At 66.0% G+C, this 14,322-nt stretch carries 11 protein-coding genes; 4 read left to right on the top strand and 7 right to left on the bottom strand.

All coding sequences use genetic code 11. The features are described 5' to 3' along the window. Positions 1 to 191: 191 nt before the first annotated feature. The 4 genes from opcM to JYG32_RS29415 are packed head-to-tail and all read right to left on the bottom strand — an operon-like array spanning position 192 to position 7,094. On the bottom strand, positions 192 to 1,727 hold the full coding sequence (gene opcM / locus JYG32_RS29430) for a multidrug efflux transporter outer membrane subunit OpcM (RefSeq protein WP_174380756.1): 1,536 nt from the start codon (positions 1,725 to 1,727) through the stop codon (positions 192 to 194). Between the two features lie 10 nt (positions 1,728 to 1,737). Beyond that, positions 1,738 to 4,938 (bottom strand): multidrug efflux RND transporter permease subunit CeoB, encoded by a 3,201-nt coding sequence (ceoB, locus tag JYG32_RS29425; RefSeq protein ID WP_213265947.1) that lies wholly within the window; start codon positions 4,936 to 4,938, stop codon positions 1,738 to 1,740. Positions 4,939 to 4,983: 45 nt separating this feature from the next. Further along, positions 4,984 to 6,201 (bottom strand): multidrug efflux RND transporter periplasmic adaptor subunit CeoA, encoded by a 1,218-nt coding sequence (ceoA, locus tag JYG32_RS29420; protein ID WP_213265946.1) that lies wholly within the window; start codon positions 6,199 to 6,201, stop codon positions 4,984 to 4,986. A gap of 32 nt (positions 6,202 to 6,233) precedes the next feature. After that, positions 6,234 to 7,094, bottom strand: a complete 861-nt coding sequence (locus JYG32_RS29415) for an alpha/beta hydrolase (protein WP_174380753.1) — start codon at positions 7,092 to 7,094, stop codon at positions 6,234 to 6,236. 174 nt (positions 7,095 to 7,268) lie between these two features. On the opposite strand from JYG32_RS29415, the gene ceoR reads away from it, so the two are divergent. The 4 genes from ceoR to JYG32_RS29390 all read left to right on the top strand — a co-directional run bounded on the left by ceoR (position 7,269) and on the right by JYG32_RS29390 (position 11,088). Beyond that, positions 7,269 to 8,273 carry a putative multidrug efflux transcriptional regulator CeoR gene (ceoR, locus tag JYG32_RS29410; RefSeq protein WP_174380752.1) on the top strand — a complete coding sequence of 335 codons (1,005 nt, stop codon included), beginning with the start codon at positions 7,269 to 7,271 and terminating at the stop codon, positions 8,271 to 8,273. Positions 8,274 to 8,716: 443 nt separating this feature from the next. Beyond that, on the top strand, positions 8,717 to 9,010 hold the full coding sequence (locus tag JYG32_RS29405) for a DUF4148 domain-containing protein (protein WP_096473389.1): 294 nt from the start codon (positions 8,717 to 8,719) through the stop codon (positions 9,008 to 9,010). Between the two features lie 694 nt (positions 9,011 to 9,704). Next, positions 9,705 to 10,316, top strand: a complete 612-nt coding sequence (locus JYG32_RS29395; RefSeq protein ID WP_249744705.1) for a M35 family metallo-endopeptidase — start codon at positions 9,705 to 9,707, stop codon at positions 10,314 to 10,316. Between the two features lie 13 nt (positions 10,317 to 10,329). Then, positions 10,330 to 11,088: a hypothetical protein gene (locus tag JYG32_RS29390; protein WP_213265944.1), complete on the top strand. Its 759-nt coding sequence runs from the start codon at positions 10,330 to 10,332 to the stop codon at positions 11,086 to 11,088. Positions 11,089 to 11,202: 114 nt separating this feature from the next. Here JYG32_RS29390 and JYG32_RS29385 read toward each other — a convergent pair whose 3' ends face one another. From JYG32_RS29385 to selD, 3 genes are all read right to left on the bottom strand, one after another. After that, positions 11,203 to 12,282 carry a purine-nucleoside phosphorylase gene (locus tag JYG32_RS29385; RefSeq protein ID WP_213265943.1) on the bottom strand — a complete coding sequence of 360 codons (1,080 nt, stop codon included), beginning with the start codon at positions 12,280 to 12,282 and terminating at the stop codon, positions 11,203 to 11,205. Positions 12,283 to 12,565: 283 nt separating this feature from the next. Further along, a complete protein-coding gene (locus tag JYG32_RS29380) occupies positions 12,566 to 13,156 on the bottom strand; it encodes a LysE family translocator (RefSeq protein WP_213265942.1) in 591 nt (196 codons plus the stop codon). A 72-nt stretch (positions 13,157 to 13,228) separates the two neighbouring features. Continuing rightward, positions 13,229 to 14,293, bottom strand: coding sequence for a selenide, water dikinase SelD (selD, locus tag JYG32_RS29375; RefSeq protein ID WP_213265941.1), 1,065 nt, complete (start codon positions 14,291 to 14,293; stop codon positions 13,229 to 13,231). Positions 14,294 to 14,322: the final 29 nt, after the last annotated feature.

The raw sequence follows: 14,322 nt of genomic DNA, 5'->3' as shown, positions 1-14,322 counted from the left end.
TGACTCAACCGGGTCGACAACAGCCCTCGAACCCGGATGCTACCCACCGCCCCCACTGGATCGCCACACCCCCACCCCGCCCGAAATCCACAAACGACAAAAAGCCCCGACCCGCGCTACCGCGGATCGGGGCAGTTCCCGGCCAGCAACCGTTCCGGCTGCCGCCTCGGCTCGCTATGCGTGTCGGCGTCTCAACGCGCGGCCACGTTCTCCTTGCTCGACGCCGCGTCGCCGACCGCCGTCGGCGCCGCACCCCATCCGCCGCCCAACGCGCGGATCAGGTTGACGGTCGACACGGCCTGCGCGCCGGTCAACTGGTTCGCCTGCAACTGCGACACCAGCACCGACCGCTCGCTGTCGATCACGTCGAGGTAGGCGACCTCGCCCTCCTGATACTGCGTGCGCGACAGCGTCGCCGCGCGGCGCGACGCATTGACGGCCGCATCCTGCGCGCGGATCTGGTCGTCGAGCAGGCGCAGATCGGCGAGATTGTCCTCGACCTCGCGGAACGCAACGAGCACCTGCTGGCGGTAATTCGCGACCTGCTCGTCGTACTGCGCGCGTGCCTGCTGCACGCCGGCCGCGCGGCGCCCGCCGTCGAACAGCGGCAGCGTCAGCGCGGTGCCGGCGAACGGCCCGAGCAGGAACGTGCGGCTCGACCACATGAACAGGCTGCCGAGCGTCGACGCCTCATAGCCGAACGCCCCCGTGATGTCGAGCTTCGGGAAATACGCCGACTTCGCGAGCCCGATCCGCGCGTTCGCGGCCGCCATCGCGCGCTCGGCCGCCGACACGTCCGGACGGCGTTCGAGCAGCGCGGACGGCAGGCCCGCCGGAATCTTCACGCCGACCGGTACGATCGGCGTTTCCTTGAACGCGAAATCCGCGGGCGCCTTGCCGAGCAGGATCGCGAGCGCATGCTCGGAGGCCGCGCGCCGGCGCGCGACGCCGACCGCATCGGCCTGCGCCGTGGCCAGTTCGTTCTTCGCGCGCGACACGTCGAGCTCGCTGATGTCGCCTTCGTTGAAACGGCGCTGCACGAGCTTCAGTGCCTGCTCGCGCAGCTCCATCGTGCGGCGGTACAGGTCCTGGTCCGAGTCGAGCTGGCGCAGTTCGAAATAGTTCTGCGCGACGTCCGCCTGCAGCGCGAGCTGCACCGAACGGAACAGCGCTTCGCTCTGCGCCTGGTCGGCACGCGACGCCTCGACGTTGCGGCCGACACGGCCGAACAGGTCGGCCTCGTAGGACACCGTGCCCTGTGCGCGCCACAGCGTCGCGTTGGTCGGGCCCGTGCCTTGCGGCTGGAACTGCGACGCCGACGACAGCCCTTCACGCGTCGGCCCGAAACCGGCGCCGATCTGCGGGAACCATTGCGAGCGCGCCGAACGCGTCGCCGCGCGCGCTTCCTCGACACGCGCAGCCGCGGCCTTCAGGTTCTGGTTCGCGGCGAGCGCCTGCGTCTCGAGCGAATCGAGCACCGGATCGCCGAACACCGTCCACCATTCGCCGCGATGCGCGCCGTCCGCCGGCTCGGCCGTCTTCCACGTGCCGGCCTGTTCGCCCGCGGCGAGCGTCGGCGCTTCCTTGAACGCGGCAGGCGTCGACACATCCGGGCGCTTGTAGTCGGGGCCCACCGCGCACGCGGCGAGCAGCGTCGCGAGCAGGGTGCTCGCGGCCGCTACCTTCGCGAAACGCATCAGGCCATTCGTGTTGTGCATGTTGTCCATCTTCCTATCCTCAAGCATCCGAAGCCGGCACGCCGGGAGCCGCCACGCCGTAGCCAGCCGAATCCTTGCCGGCGACGTGGATCTTGCCGCCCGCGAGCGTACGCAGCACGACGTAGAACACCGGCGTCAGCATCAGCCCGAACAGCGTCACGCCGAGCATCCCGAAGAACACCGCGATACCCATCGCATGGCGCATCTCCGAACCCGCACCCGTCGACGTGACGAGCGGCACGACGCCCATGATGAACGCGATCGACGTCATCAGGATCGGGCGCAGCCGCAGCCGGCTCGCCTCGATCGCGGCCTCGAGCGGCGTCCTGCCGTCGTGTTCGAGTTCACGCGCGAACTCGACGATCAGGATCGCGTTCTTCGCCGACAGCCCCACCAGCACCATCAAGCCGATCTGCGTGAAGATGTTGTTGTCGCCCTGCGTGAGCCACACGCCCGTCAGCGCCGACAGAATGCTCATCGGCACGATCAGGATCACCGCGAGCGGCAGCGTCAGGCTTTCATACAGCGCGGCGAGCACCAGGAACACGAGCAGCACGCTGATCGGGAACACCCACATCGCCGAATCGCCCGCGAGGATCTGCTGGTACGTGAGGTCGGTCCACTCGAACCGCACGCCGCGCGGCAGCGTCTCGTGCGCGATCCGCTCGACCGCGGCCTGCGCCTGCCCCGACGAGAAGCCCGGCGCCGGGCCGCCGTTGATGTCGGCCGCGGTGTAGCCGTTGTAGCGCACCACCATTTCCGGGCCGAACGTCGGCGTCACCGTGACGAGCGACGACAGCGGCACCATCTCGCCCTTGTCGTTGCGCGTCTTCAACTGCAGGATGTCGTCCGCGCGCTGGCGGAACGGCGCATCGGCCTGCACGCGCACCTGGTATACGCGCCCGAAGCGGTTGAAGTCATTCACGTACAGCGAGCCGAGATACACCTGCATCGTGTTGAACACGTCGGTAACCGGCACGCCGAGCTGCTTCGCCTTCACGCGGTCGAGATCGACGTTGAGCTGCGGCACGTTGATCTGGTAGCTCGTGAACAGCGGGCCAAGCTCCGGCGCCTGCTGCGCGCGCTTGATGAAGTCGTTGGTCGCATCCGCGAGCCGCGCATAGCCGACCGCGCCGCGATCCTCGATCTGCATCTTGAAACCGCCGAGCGTGCCGAGGCCGAGCACCGGCGGCGGCGGGAACACCGCGACGAACGAGTCCTTCATCGCGCCGTACTGCTGGTTCAGCGCTCCCGCGATCGCGCCGGCCGACAGCGCCTTGCCGTGCCGTTCCGAGAACGGCTTCAGCGTGACGAACACGATGCCCGCGCTCGAGCTGTTGGTGAAGCCGTTCACCGACAGCCCCGGGAACGCGACCGCGCTCTCGACGCCCGGCTGCTTCAGCGCGATCGAACCCATGTCGCGGATCACCTTCTCCGTACGGTCGAGCGATGCACCGTTCGGCAACTGCGCGAACGCGATCAGGTATTCCTTGTCCTGCGCGGGCACGAAGCCGCCCGGCACGACCTTCGACACCAGCACGGTCGCGCCCACCAGCACGAGATACACGCCCAGCATCAGCGTCTTGCGCGACAGCACGCCGCGCACGCCGCGGCCGTAGTTCTCCGCGCCGCGATGGAACACCTTGTTGAAGCCGCGGAAGAAGCCGCCGAGCACGCGGTTCATCACGCGCGTGAGCCAGTCTTCCTTGTCGCCATGGCCCTTCAGCAGGATCGCGGACAGCGCCGGCGACAGCGTCAGCGAGTTGAACGCCGAGATCACCGTCGAGATCGCGATCGTCATCGCGAACTGCTTGTAGAACTGGCCGGTCAGGCCCGACATGAACGCGAGCGGCACGAACACGGCGACGAGCGTCAGCGCGATCGCGATGATCGGTCCGCTCACTTCCTGCATCGCCTTGTAGGTCGCCTGTCGCGCATTCATCCCGCTCTCGATGTTGCGCTCGACGTTCTCGACGACGACGATCGCATCGTCGACCACGATCCCGATCGCGAGCACCATCCCGAACAATGACAACGCATTGATCGAATACCCGAACGCGAGCAGCAGCGAGAACGTGCCGATGATCGACACCGGCACCGCGATCAGCGGAATCAGCGACGCGCGCCAGGTCTGCAGGAACACGATCACGACGATCACGACCAGCGCGATCGCTTCGAGCAGCGTGTGCACGACGGCCTTGATCGACGAACGCACGAACTGCGTCGGGTCATAGACGATCTTGTAGTCGACGCCCGCCGGCATGTCCTGCTTCAGCTCGGCCATCGTCTTGCGCACTTCGTCCGAGATCTGCAGCGAGTTCGCGCCCGGCGACTGGTTGATCGCCATCGCAACGGCCGGCTTGTTGTCGAGCAGCGAGCGCAGCCCGTATTCGGACGCATCGAGCTCGATCCGCGCGATGTCGCGCAGGCGCGTGACGCCGCCGTCCGGCGTCGTCTTCACGACGATATCGCCGAACTCGTCTTCCGTCTGCAGGCGGCCGCGCGCGTTCACCGACAACTGCAGCGGCGTGCCGGGCAGCGACGGCGACGCGCCGATCACGCCGGCCGCGACCTGCACGTTCTGCTCGCGGATCGCCTGCACGACGTCCCCGGCGGCCAGCCCGCGCTGCGCGACCTTCTGCGGATCGAGCCACACGCGCATCGCGTAGTCGCCCGAACCCCACAACTGCACCTGGCCGACGCCCTGGATCCGCGACAGGCGATCCTTCACGTTGATCAGCGCGTAGTTGCGCAGGTAGGTCATGTCGTAGCGGTTGTCCGGCGAGATCAGGTGCACGACCATCGTCAGCGTCGGCGAGCTCTTCACCGTGGTGATGCCGAGCCGCTGCACGTCTTCCGGCAGGCGCGGCAGCGCCTGGTTCACGCGGTTCTGCACGAGCTGCGTGGCCTTGTCCGGATCGGTGCCCAGCTTGAACGTGACGGTGATCGTCATGTTGCCGTCGCTGTTTGCCTGCGACTGCATGTAGAGCATGTCCTCGACGCCGTTGATCTGCTCTTCAAGCGGCGACGCGACCGTCTCGGCGATCACTTTCGGGTTCGCGCCCGGGTACTGCGCCTTCACGATCACGGAAGGCGGCACGACTTCCGGATATTCCGAAATCGGCAGCAGGAACATCGCGATCACCCCGCCGAGCAGGACGATCACCGATAGGACTCCTGCAAAGATCGGTCGGTCGATAAAGAATTTGGAAATGTTCATGTGTGGCTCTGTCTGGTTGAACGCGGATGCGAAGCGGCGTGCCGCTTACGAATCCGCCTTCGCCGGTGCGGCCGGCTTCGCGGTGCTCGCGATCGGCGCGGACGGCGCGTCGCCGCCCGTCATCGGGACCATGTGCGGCTTCACCTGCTCGCCGGGCCGTACGCGCTGCGTGCCGTTCACGATCACGCGGTCGCCCGCGGAAAGCCCGCTCACGATCACGCGCCGGTTGCCGTGCTGCATCCCCTGCTGCACTTCGCGGTACGACACGCGGCCCTGCTGGTCGACGACGAACACGAACTTCTTGTCCTGGTCGGTGTTGATCGCCGCGTCGTCGACGAGCAGCGCTTCGTGCGGCGCGCTGCCGCCCACCTTCACGCGCGCGTAGAGGCCCGGGACGAGCGCACCGTCGGCGTTGTCGAAGCGCGCGCGCACGCGGATCGTGCCCGACGACGTGTCGAGCCGGTTGTCGACCGAATCGATCACGCCGCTGCGCGAGTAGCCGGTTTCGTTCGCGAGGCCGAGCTCGACCGGCACCTTGCGGCCGTCGCGCGCACCGTTGATGTATTGCAGGTAGGTCTGCTCGTCCGCATCGAACGACGCATAGATCGGCGACACCGACACGAGCGTCGTCAGCGGCGCGGCCGATGCGCCGGCCGACACGACGTTGCCGACCGTGATCTCCGCGCGCGACACGCGGCCCGACACCGGTGCGGTGATCCGCGTATAGCCGAGGTTGATGCGCGCCGTTTCCAGCGCGGCATCGGCGGCCTTCAGGTTCGCATTCGCCTCGCGCGCCGCGTTCTGCTTCTCGTCGTAATCGCGCTTCGCGATCGCGTTGTCGCCGATCAGCCGCTGCGCGCGCTGCCAGTCGGTCTGCGCGTAGCCGTTGCGGGCCTGCGCGCCTGCGAGCTGCGCGGCCGCGCGGTCGGTTTCCGCCTGGTACGGGCGCGGGTCGATCACGAACAGCACGTCGCCCTTCTTCACGAGCGCGCCGTCCTTGAAGTTCACCGCGACGATCGTGCCCGACACCTGCGGGCGCACGTCGACCCTTTCGACCGCTTCGAGGCGGCCCGAATAACTTTGCCAGTCGGTCACGGTCTGCGGCACGACAGTCGCGACGTCGACTTCGGGCAGCGGCGCGGCCGCTTTTTCGGGCGCGTTTGCGTTCACGCGCATTGCGCCGAACGTTCCGAGGCCGACGACGGCGAGCGTCACGATCGCCGCTGTCGCGATTCGGGAACGGGAGGTGCGTAGGATGGCCATGTGGATCTCCAATAAACGTGGATTGGTTTTGGTTATTCGGAACGATTCGGCTGGCGCGCCTGGAAGCGGCACTGGAAGAAGCGCACGGCTTCCTCGAATGCGGCTTCGTGCGTCGCGAGCGCGGCATGCGTGATATCCGGATAGCGGATCACCTGCGTGAGCACGCCCGACGAAATCAGGCAGCTCGCATATTTCTCCGCTTCGATGTGCAGCACGTCGTTCTGCGCGGTGACGACGAGCGTCGGCGGCAGCCCCGCGAGGCGCACCGATTCGAGCGGCGCCGCATACGGGTGCATGCGTTGCGCCGCCTGCGGCAGATACGCGCGATAACACGCCGCGCATTCGCGCGCGGTGATGTCGGACGCGAGGCGCTCAGCATCGCCGATGCGCGTCATGCTCGGGTCGAGCATCGGTCCGAACAGCGCCTGCGCGGCGATCGACACTTCGCCGCGGTCGCGCGCGATGAACGCCAGACAGTTCGCGAGCTGGCCGCCCGCGTCGTGGCCCGCGACACCGATCTTCTTCGGATTGCCGCCGAACGCGCGAGCACGCGTCGCGGCCCACACGGCCGCGCGATACGCATCCTCCGGCGCGGCCGGAAAAGGAAAGGCCGGCGCGAGCGAATAATCGACCGACACTACGAGAGCTGGTAAGCGTTCTGCTAAAAAACGCGCGGCGAAATCGGCGTCTTCGAGCGAACCGCGGACGAAACCGCCGCCGTGGAAATAAAGCACTACTGGCAGCCCGGTCTTGTCCGGGCGGCGGTAGAGGCGCAGCACGATGTCCTGCGCGTAGCCGGGAATTTCCACTTCGGCGACCGTCAACGCCGCGCCCGCCAAGGCTTGCGCGGGCAACGCGGCTTTCAGGAATTTGCTGAATTCAGAGGCGTCCATGACGATGCAGCATCCATTTCGAGATGGAACGAATTCTGGGTCCGGCAGACATTGGGATAAATGCCTATAATCCGGCAACACAATTCAACGACCCCGAACAATCCGAGGCTGCGTTCACCCACGAGGTAGCGCAGCCTTCTTGTTCCGGCGGCAAATTAGATTGCGGAGGTTGTGATGGACCGGCTTCAGGCCATGCAGGTGTTTACTCGCGTCGTCGATACAAGCAGCTTCACCAAGGCAGCAGAAACGCTCAGCTTGCCGCGGGCGTCCGTCACGACGATCATCCAGAATCTCGAAGCGTTCCTCGGCGTGCGGCTGATGCACCGCACCACGCGTCGGCTGTCGCTGACGCCGGACGGCGCCGCGTACTACGAAAGATGCGTACGGATCCTCGCGGACGTCGAGGAAACCGAAGCGAGCTTCCAGGCCAACAACCGGAAGCCGCACGGAAAGTTGCGTATCGACATGCCGGGCTCGATCGGGCGGCTGCTCGTGATTCCGTCGCTGTGCGAATTTCATACGCGCTATCCGGACATCGACCTGCAGCTCGGTCTGTCCGACCGGCCGGTCGACCTGCTGCAGGAAGGCGTCGACTGCGTGATCCGCGTCGGCGCGCTGCAGGACTCGTCGCTCGTCGCGCGCCGGGTCGGCCTGTTCGAATGCGTGACAGTGGCCGCGCCCTCGTATCTCGAACACTTCGGCGAACCGAAGACGATCGACGACCTGAGCCAGCACAAGGCCGTCAACTATTTCTCGAGCCGCACCGGGCGCACGATCGACTGGACCTTCCTGATCGACGGCAAGGAAGTCGAGATGAAGATGGAAAGCATCGTGTCGGTGAACGACGCGGATGCTTACGTGACCTGCGGGCTCGAAGGCTTCGGGCTGATCCAGCCGCCGCTGTTCATGGTGCTGCCGCACCTGCGCGAAGGCCGGCTCAAGGAAGTGCTGCCCGGCGTCAAGCCGCTACCGATGCCGATCTCGGTCGTGTATCCGCACAGCCGCCATCTGTCGCCGAAGGTGCGCGTGTTCGTCGACTGGGTCGCCGAAGTGTTCGACCGCTGCCCGCTGCTGAGCGGCAAGGGCAGCCTCGACGCGACGTGCAGCAAGCGCACGTTCGAGGAAGCCGAACGCGCGCCGGCGCTCGATACGCCGGTCATCAACGAGTGGGTCGCGTAATCGTCTGAACCAGCACGCGCGGGCTGCGAGACCCGCGCGCTGTCCCGCCTTCGCGCTGCCTTCCCGCGCGGCGCCCGTCATCTTTCCCGAATCCGCAGCAAACCTTTGTGCCGAGCGCGGCAATCGTCCGCGTGCGTCGTTGCGCGCCGTCGTCGCACCCGTGCGAGCCCCGCTGCACGGGGCTACCGGCGATTTCCGCATAACCCTGCCGACCGTGCGGATGACGATTGTTCCTTTGCAACGACAAATCAATTCGCGTCTGCCGCATTTATCGCGACGGAACAGATACCTAGAGTAAACCCTGTCGCGCACCTCGTTGCGCATCGAACAGATCCCGCTTGATGGGACTGGAGCGAGCGCTGAAGCGCCAACTCCGACCTGATGCAAAGCATGGGATCTGAGTAAGCGCTGAAGCGCTAACTCGTATCGACAGGAGTCATGCCATGAACCGCCGCCACCTTTTCTCCGCTCTCGCCCTCGCACTCGCCGTGTCCGCACCGGCCTTCGCCGATTCGGGCACGCCGCACGCCGGCGACTACGGCAACACATCGTGGTACTCGCAGCACAACGGGCCGCGTACGCGCGCCGAAGTGAGCGCGGAAGTCGAACAGGCTCGCCGCGACGGCACGCTCGCGTACCTGCGCAAGGCGACTTCGTATCCGCAAGGGCTCGAACTCGCGCAAGGCCCGTATCGCTCGATGCCGGAAAGCAACCAGCTCGCCGGCGGAGGCCGGTAAACGCGCAACGCCGCGCAGCGGGTCGCCCCGTGCGCGGCGTCGCGAAACACCCATCGACGACTCGCTGAGTCAGTTAGTTGCAGGAGCACATGATGAACGACCAACTTCCTTCGCCGCTCGATCACTGGGACGACACCACGCCGGTCTGGACGCCGTTCCGTTCGGCCCCGCGATCGCATTGACCGCCGGCTGAATCATCGTTCGGCCATTACCTGCGCGGCACGCCGTCGCGCCATTCGCCCCAGTGCGTCACGATGTCCTGCACGAGCGGATTGCCCGCGCGGTACAGGTTTTCGGTCGCCGGGGACGGCGCGTCGGCCACTGCGGCGTATTTGTGCCGCAGTCACAGCAACCACTGTAGCGACACAATTGGTGACGTTATCCACGGTAAATCCAACGACCAAGACGCATCAATGCTCGACACATCGATTGACACGGGCTGATTAGTCTGTCGGGTCATACTCGATGGTCTATCGGCCGCATATCGCATGTCCAAGCGGCCTCAATCCAGATCATCACGCCGGTTGAGCCAGTGAAAGAACACCTGTTCGCCGCAAGAAACCGCGGTCTTGCCTACCTTCCATTCACACTTCCCAATACTCATTCGTTCCGTCAACTGCAATTTGGTGCATCATCGGTCTACTTCAGGCACTTAGCATCAGTACTCCAAATGATATCCATATGGAGAGTGCCTATGACAGCGTCGTCACAGCCCCGTGTATCGCTCGACGGACCGCCAATCTGTCCGAACATGACGGATTCAGCGTTCAGGAAACGGATACTTGAATTGCGGGACGAAGCAGTCGAGATCACACTGCAACGGCGCAGGGAACTGATGCGATGGAATCCGGCCACGGAAGCGCGAGTCATCGAGTGGTTCGGCTCGGCAAATATCGATACAAGGCGCAGACTAACTTCGGGGCTCGACGCCCTTGCCAGGGTGATGGCTAGTCTCGGCCCAAGCAATTTCGTCCGCATCGGTTCCGATGCCGACCGCGCAACAGGATGTCTGCCAAACATGAAACATCTCGACGCCGAGGTCGCGCATGTCTGTCGCCCCGACACCGCGACTCATACTATCGCCATCAATCTCCCGTTTTGCTCGCTACCCGAGCGATCAGCCGGAAACCTCTCCTCGCAGCAACTGACCATCGTTCACGAATGCGCCCATTTTGCAGACACTTTCGACGCGGGCGACCATCCAGCGGCATACGGTCGCCGGGCCTGCGCCCAGTTCGCGAAACGCTACCCGGGCATGGCGATCGGCAATGCAGACAACATCGCCTGGTTCATTCTGGCGCGTTGAATCGGAGCAACTCATGCGACATGCCCTCCCTGTCATATTCGGTGCCCTCCTGTCACTCCCGATACAGGCCAATGCATGCAAGATCCTGTTGACCGACAGCATGGAACTGCCGCTCAATTCGACCGAGATCGCCAACAGCGACAGACTCGCCGTCGTCAGACACTACCTGACCGCCAAGGAATGGACGCGCGAAGGGGCGGCGGCCTCGATCGACGCGACGGCCTATGATTGGGAAAACCGCCCCAATCGACTCGCGCGGCAACGCGGTGCGCAGATGAAATCGTTTCTCGTGCAACTCGGTATGTCCCCCGATGACATCTACGTCGGCGAGCGAATCGTGTCGCGCAGGAACGGCAAGCTCGATCCCGATGACAGGAAGCAGCTTTGGGTCCAGTTCGTTCCGAAATGCCCGCCTGCAGGGTGTCAGAGTCTCTGCAACTCGGCAGGTACGCCCGGTGTCGCCAGTTATGCACTGACACCCGAGACGCCAGGGCCCCGGCCCGACTCGACCCGCTTTTCGTGCGGCGACAGCAGGGAGCCCACATCGGCGCGTTTTGTGACAACGGAACGCTGGACCGCACGCACACGCAACCAGACCTTGCTTTTACGAACTCAAGACCAGAAGCCGTTGATGCACACCTGCTACCGGATCAGCACCAGTGCAACGCAATACATCGGCATGACGGACGAGCACGGTGAGACTGCGACCATGCAGTTATTGGGGCCCGAATATACGCGCATCGAACTCAAGCTCGCGCAACCCGGGCCGTGATCCTCGGCAGCCGGTCCCGCGAGCCCCAATCCGGTCGCTCCAGGCGATATTGACTCGCCCGGAGTTCGGCTACGCGTGAATGATCGAGTGACTCCAGCGCGTCGCTACACCCACTCACCTGCGCGGCACGCCGTCGCGCCATTCGCCCCAGTGCGTCACGATGTCCTGCACGAGCGGATTGCCCGCGCGGTACAGGTTTTCGGTCGCCGGGGCGAAGCCGCCCTGGTCCGCATAGTTCAGCAGGTTGTCGGCGCTCGTCTGCCCTGCATACGGCCGGTCGAAATCGGACCCCGTGCGCAGCACCGCGACGCGCGACAGGTCGACCCGCTTCACGCTCGCCGCGCGCTTGAGCGCTTCGTACGTCGCGTTGTCTTCCTGCGCGGTCATGCAGTAGGTGCCCTTGCCGTCCGTCAGGATTTTCGTCCACTGGCGCGCGCGCTCGCCGATCAGCGTGCCCGAGAACCACGTGTTGCCCGATGACGTGTCGCACTGGATCACCGTCGGCGGCCGGTTCGCCGGCGCATACGTGAACTTCGCGCGCGCGGCCTGCGCCTGCGCACTGTCGGCGAGCACGACGTTGCGCGACAGCGCGTACGCGGCGTCGGTCAACTGCGGATTGAGCTGGAACACTTCGGTGCGGTAGTCGAGCGGCGGCTTGTCGTTCGGGCTCTTCGTGTTGATGCCGAGATAACCGGTATTCCAGCCGGCCGGAATCTCGCGCGCATCGAGCTCCCACTGCAGGCTGAAATCGACGAGATATTTCGACCACGCGGCCGAACCGACCGTGCCTTGAGCGGGGTCGACGCCCGCGATGCCCGAGACCAGGAAATACGTGCGGCGCAGATCGAAGCGCTGCGAGAACGTGAGCGCCATGATCGTCGCCGACGCGTTCGCATAGCCCATGCCGGTCGTCACCACGCACACGTCCTGCTTGTTGCAGTGAACGGCCGGATAGTCGGGCGACAGGCCCGGCATGGCGATGTCGCGCCACGGGCCGATCCGGTCGAGCCACGCCTGGCCCTCCGGACCGAACATCGTGATGATCATGACCTTGACCGGGCGGCCCTGTGCACCGGTCTCGGCAAATGCAGTGTTGCCCGCGTTGTTGCCCTGGTTGTCCTGCGCGATCGACGGCGCGGTCGCACAGGCCGCGAGCGAGAATGCGGCGGCGGAAAGAATGGAGCGAGTCAGCATCGGCGTTCCTTGTTTCGGTGATGTTGGGTGAGAACGGCTCTCGGAGACTGCGCGAGGGAGTATAGAACGGGCCTGCGCATTGCGGAACCCGACTACGAAACGGTGGCCGGTGTTTCGTGCGACGGTGCGCGTGTTGCGCAATGCGACACGCGTCGTCGGTTTCGCACCGTCGCCGTGCACCACAACCATCAGGAATGCTATCCGGTTGGCAGGAACGAATGCCCGCCGACATGCCGCTGCGCATCGCACCCGTCGACGTCGACTTCGGCCGGCTCCCGAGCCGCTACACGCGCACCAGCCCCGCGACGCCGTAGCCGAGCACGACCAGCGCGGCGACCACGTGGCTCGCCGCGAGCCACCCCGGCGATTTCACGACGTGCCCGATCGCACTGCCGCCGAACGCGAACACGAGCTGCCCCGCGAGGCTGCCGGCAAACACGCACGCGGCGCCGAACAGCCAGTGCCGATGCGCACCGGCGGCAGCCGTCGCATAGCCATAGAACAGCAGGATGGTGAGCGGATTCGCGAGCGTGACGAAGAACATCGACGTGAACGGGCGATTGCCCGGCGGCGGCGCATCGCCATCGAGTGTGCGGCGCCGATCCGTCAACGCCAGCCACAGCATCCGTATGCCCATCGCGAGCAACACGAGCGCGCCGATGGTACGGAACAGCGACAGGTGCGACGCGAGCGTGCTCGCGAGCATCGCGCCGATCGTGAACGCGACGACCGCATAACAGCCGTCGGCAGCGGCCACGCCCACCGCCGCGCGCACGCCGGTGGCGGTGCCGGCACGCATGCCGTAGTTCGCGATCATCAGCGCGACGGGCCCGACCGACAGCGCGATCATCAGCCCGAACAGGAAGTCGTTCATCGGTCGTCGATGCGTTCGATGGAAGGCATCGATTCTAGCGACCGCACAACGATCCGGCGTGGAAAATCCGCGTCAGGCGACGTCGACGCGCGCAGGCCCGTCCACCATCTCGCCGATCACCGCGGCGCGGTCGAAGCCGTCGGCACGGAAGCACGCAAGGACTTCGTCGACCGCTTCCGGCGCGCACGCGACGAGCAGGCCGCCCGACGTCTGCGGATCGGTCAGCAGCGCCTGTGCAACGGGCGGCAGGCCGTCGGCGAGCCGCACGTCCGTGCCGTACGCGGCCCAGTTGCGGCCCGATGCGCCGGTGAACACGCCGTCGGCGACGAACGCCTCGACACCCGCGAGCCATGGCAGCGATGCGTAATGCACGCGCGCGGTGAGATGCGCGCCGCGCGCCAGTTCGAGCGTATGGCCGAGCAGCCCGAAGCCCGTGACGTCGGTCAGCGCGTGCACGCCCGGCAGCGCGGCAAGCTCGGCGCCCGGCCGGTTCAGCTTGGTGGTCGTCGCGACCATCTGCGCATAGCCCGCGGCGTCGAGCTGGTTCTTCTTCAGCGCGGCCGACAGCACGCCGACGCCGAGCGGCTTGCCGAGCACGAGTACGTCGCCCGCGCGCGCGGCCGCGTTGCGCTTCACGCGCGACGGATGCACGACGCCGATCGCCGCGAGCCCGTAGATCGGTTCGACCGAGTCGATCGAATGGCCGCCCGCGACCGGAATGCCGGCCTCCGCGCACACCGATTCGCCGCCGCGCAGCACGGCCGCGATCGTCTCGTGCGGCAGCACGTTGATCGGCATCCCGACCAGCGCGAGCGCGAGGATCGGCTTGCCGCCCATCGCATAGACGTCGGACAGCGCGTTGGTCGCCGCGATGCGGCCGAAGTCGAACGGATCGTCGACGATTGGCATGAAGAAGTCGGTGGTCGCGACGATCGCCTGCTCGTCGTTCAGCCGGTACACGGCCGCGTCGTCGGACGTCTCGGTGCCGACCAGCAGGTCCGGGAACAGCGCGGGCGGCGTCGCGCGCTTCAGCAGCTCGGACAGCACGCCCGGCGCGATCTTGCAGCCGCAGCCGCCCCCGTGCGACAGGCTCGTGAGGCGCGGAACGGCAGGCTGGGCTTGGGTGGCTTCGGTCATGGTCGGCATCCGGTGAATAACAACGTTCC

It is taken from the genome of Burkholderia pyrrocinia, assembly GCF_018417535.1.
Classification (GTDB): Bacteria; Pseudomonadota; Gammaproteobacteria; order Burkholderiales; family Burkholderiaceae; genus Burkholderia; species Burkholderia pyrrocinia_E.
The sequence above is the reverse complement of the archived record's forward strand: the minus strand, read 5'-3'. Positions and strand labels throughout refer to the sequence as shown.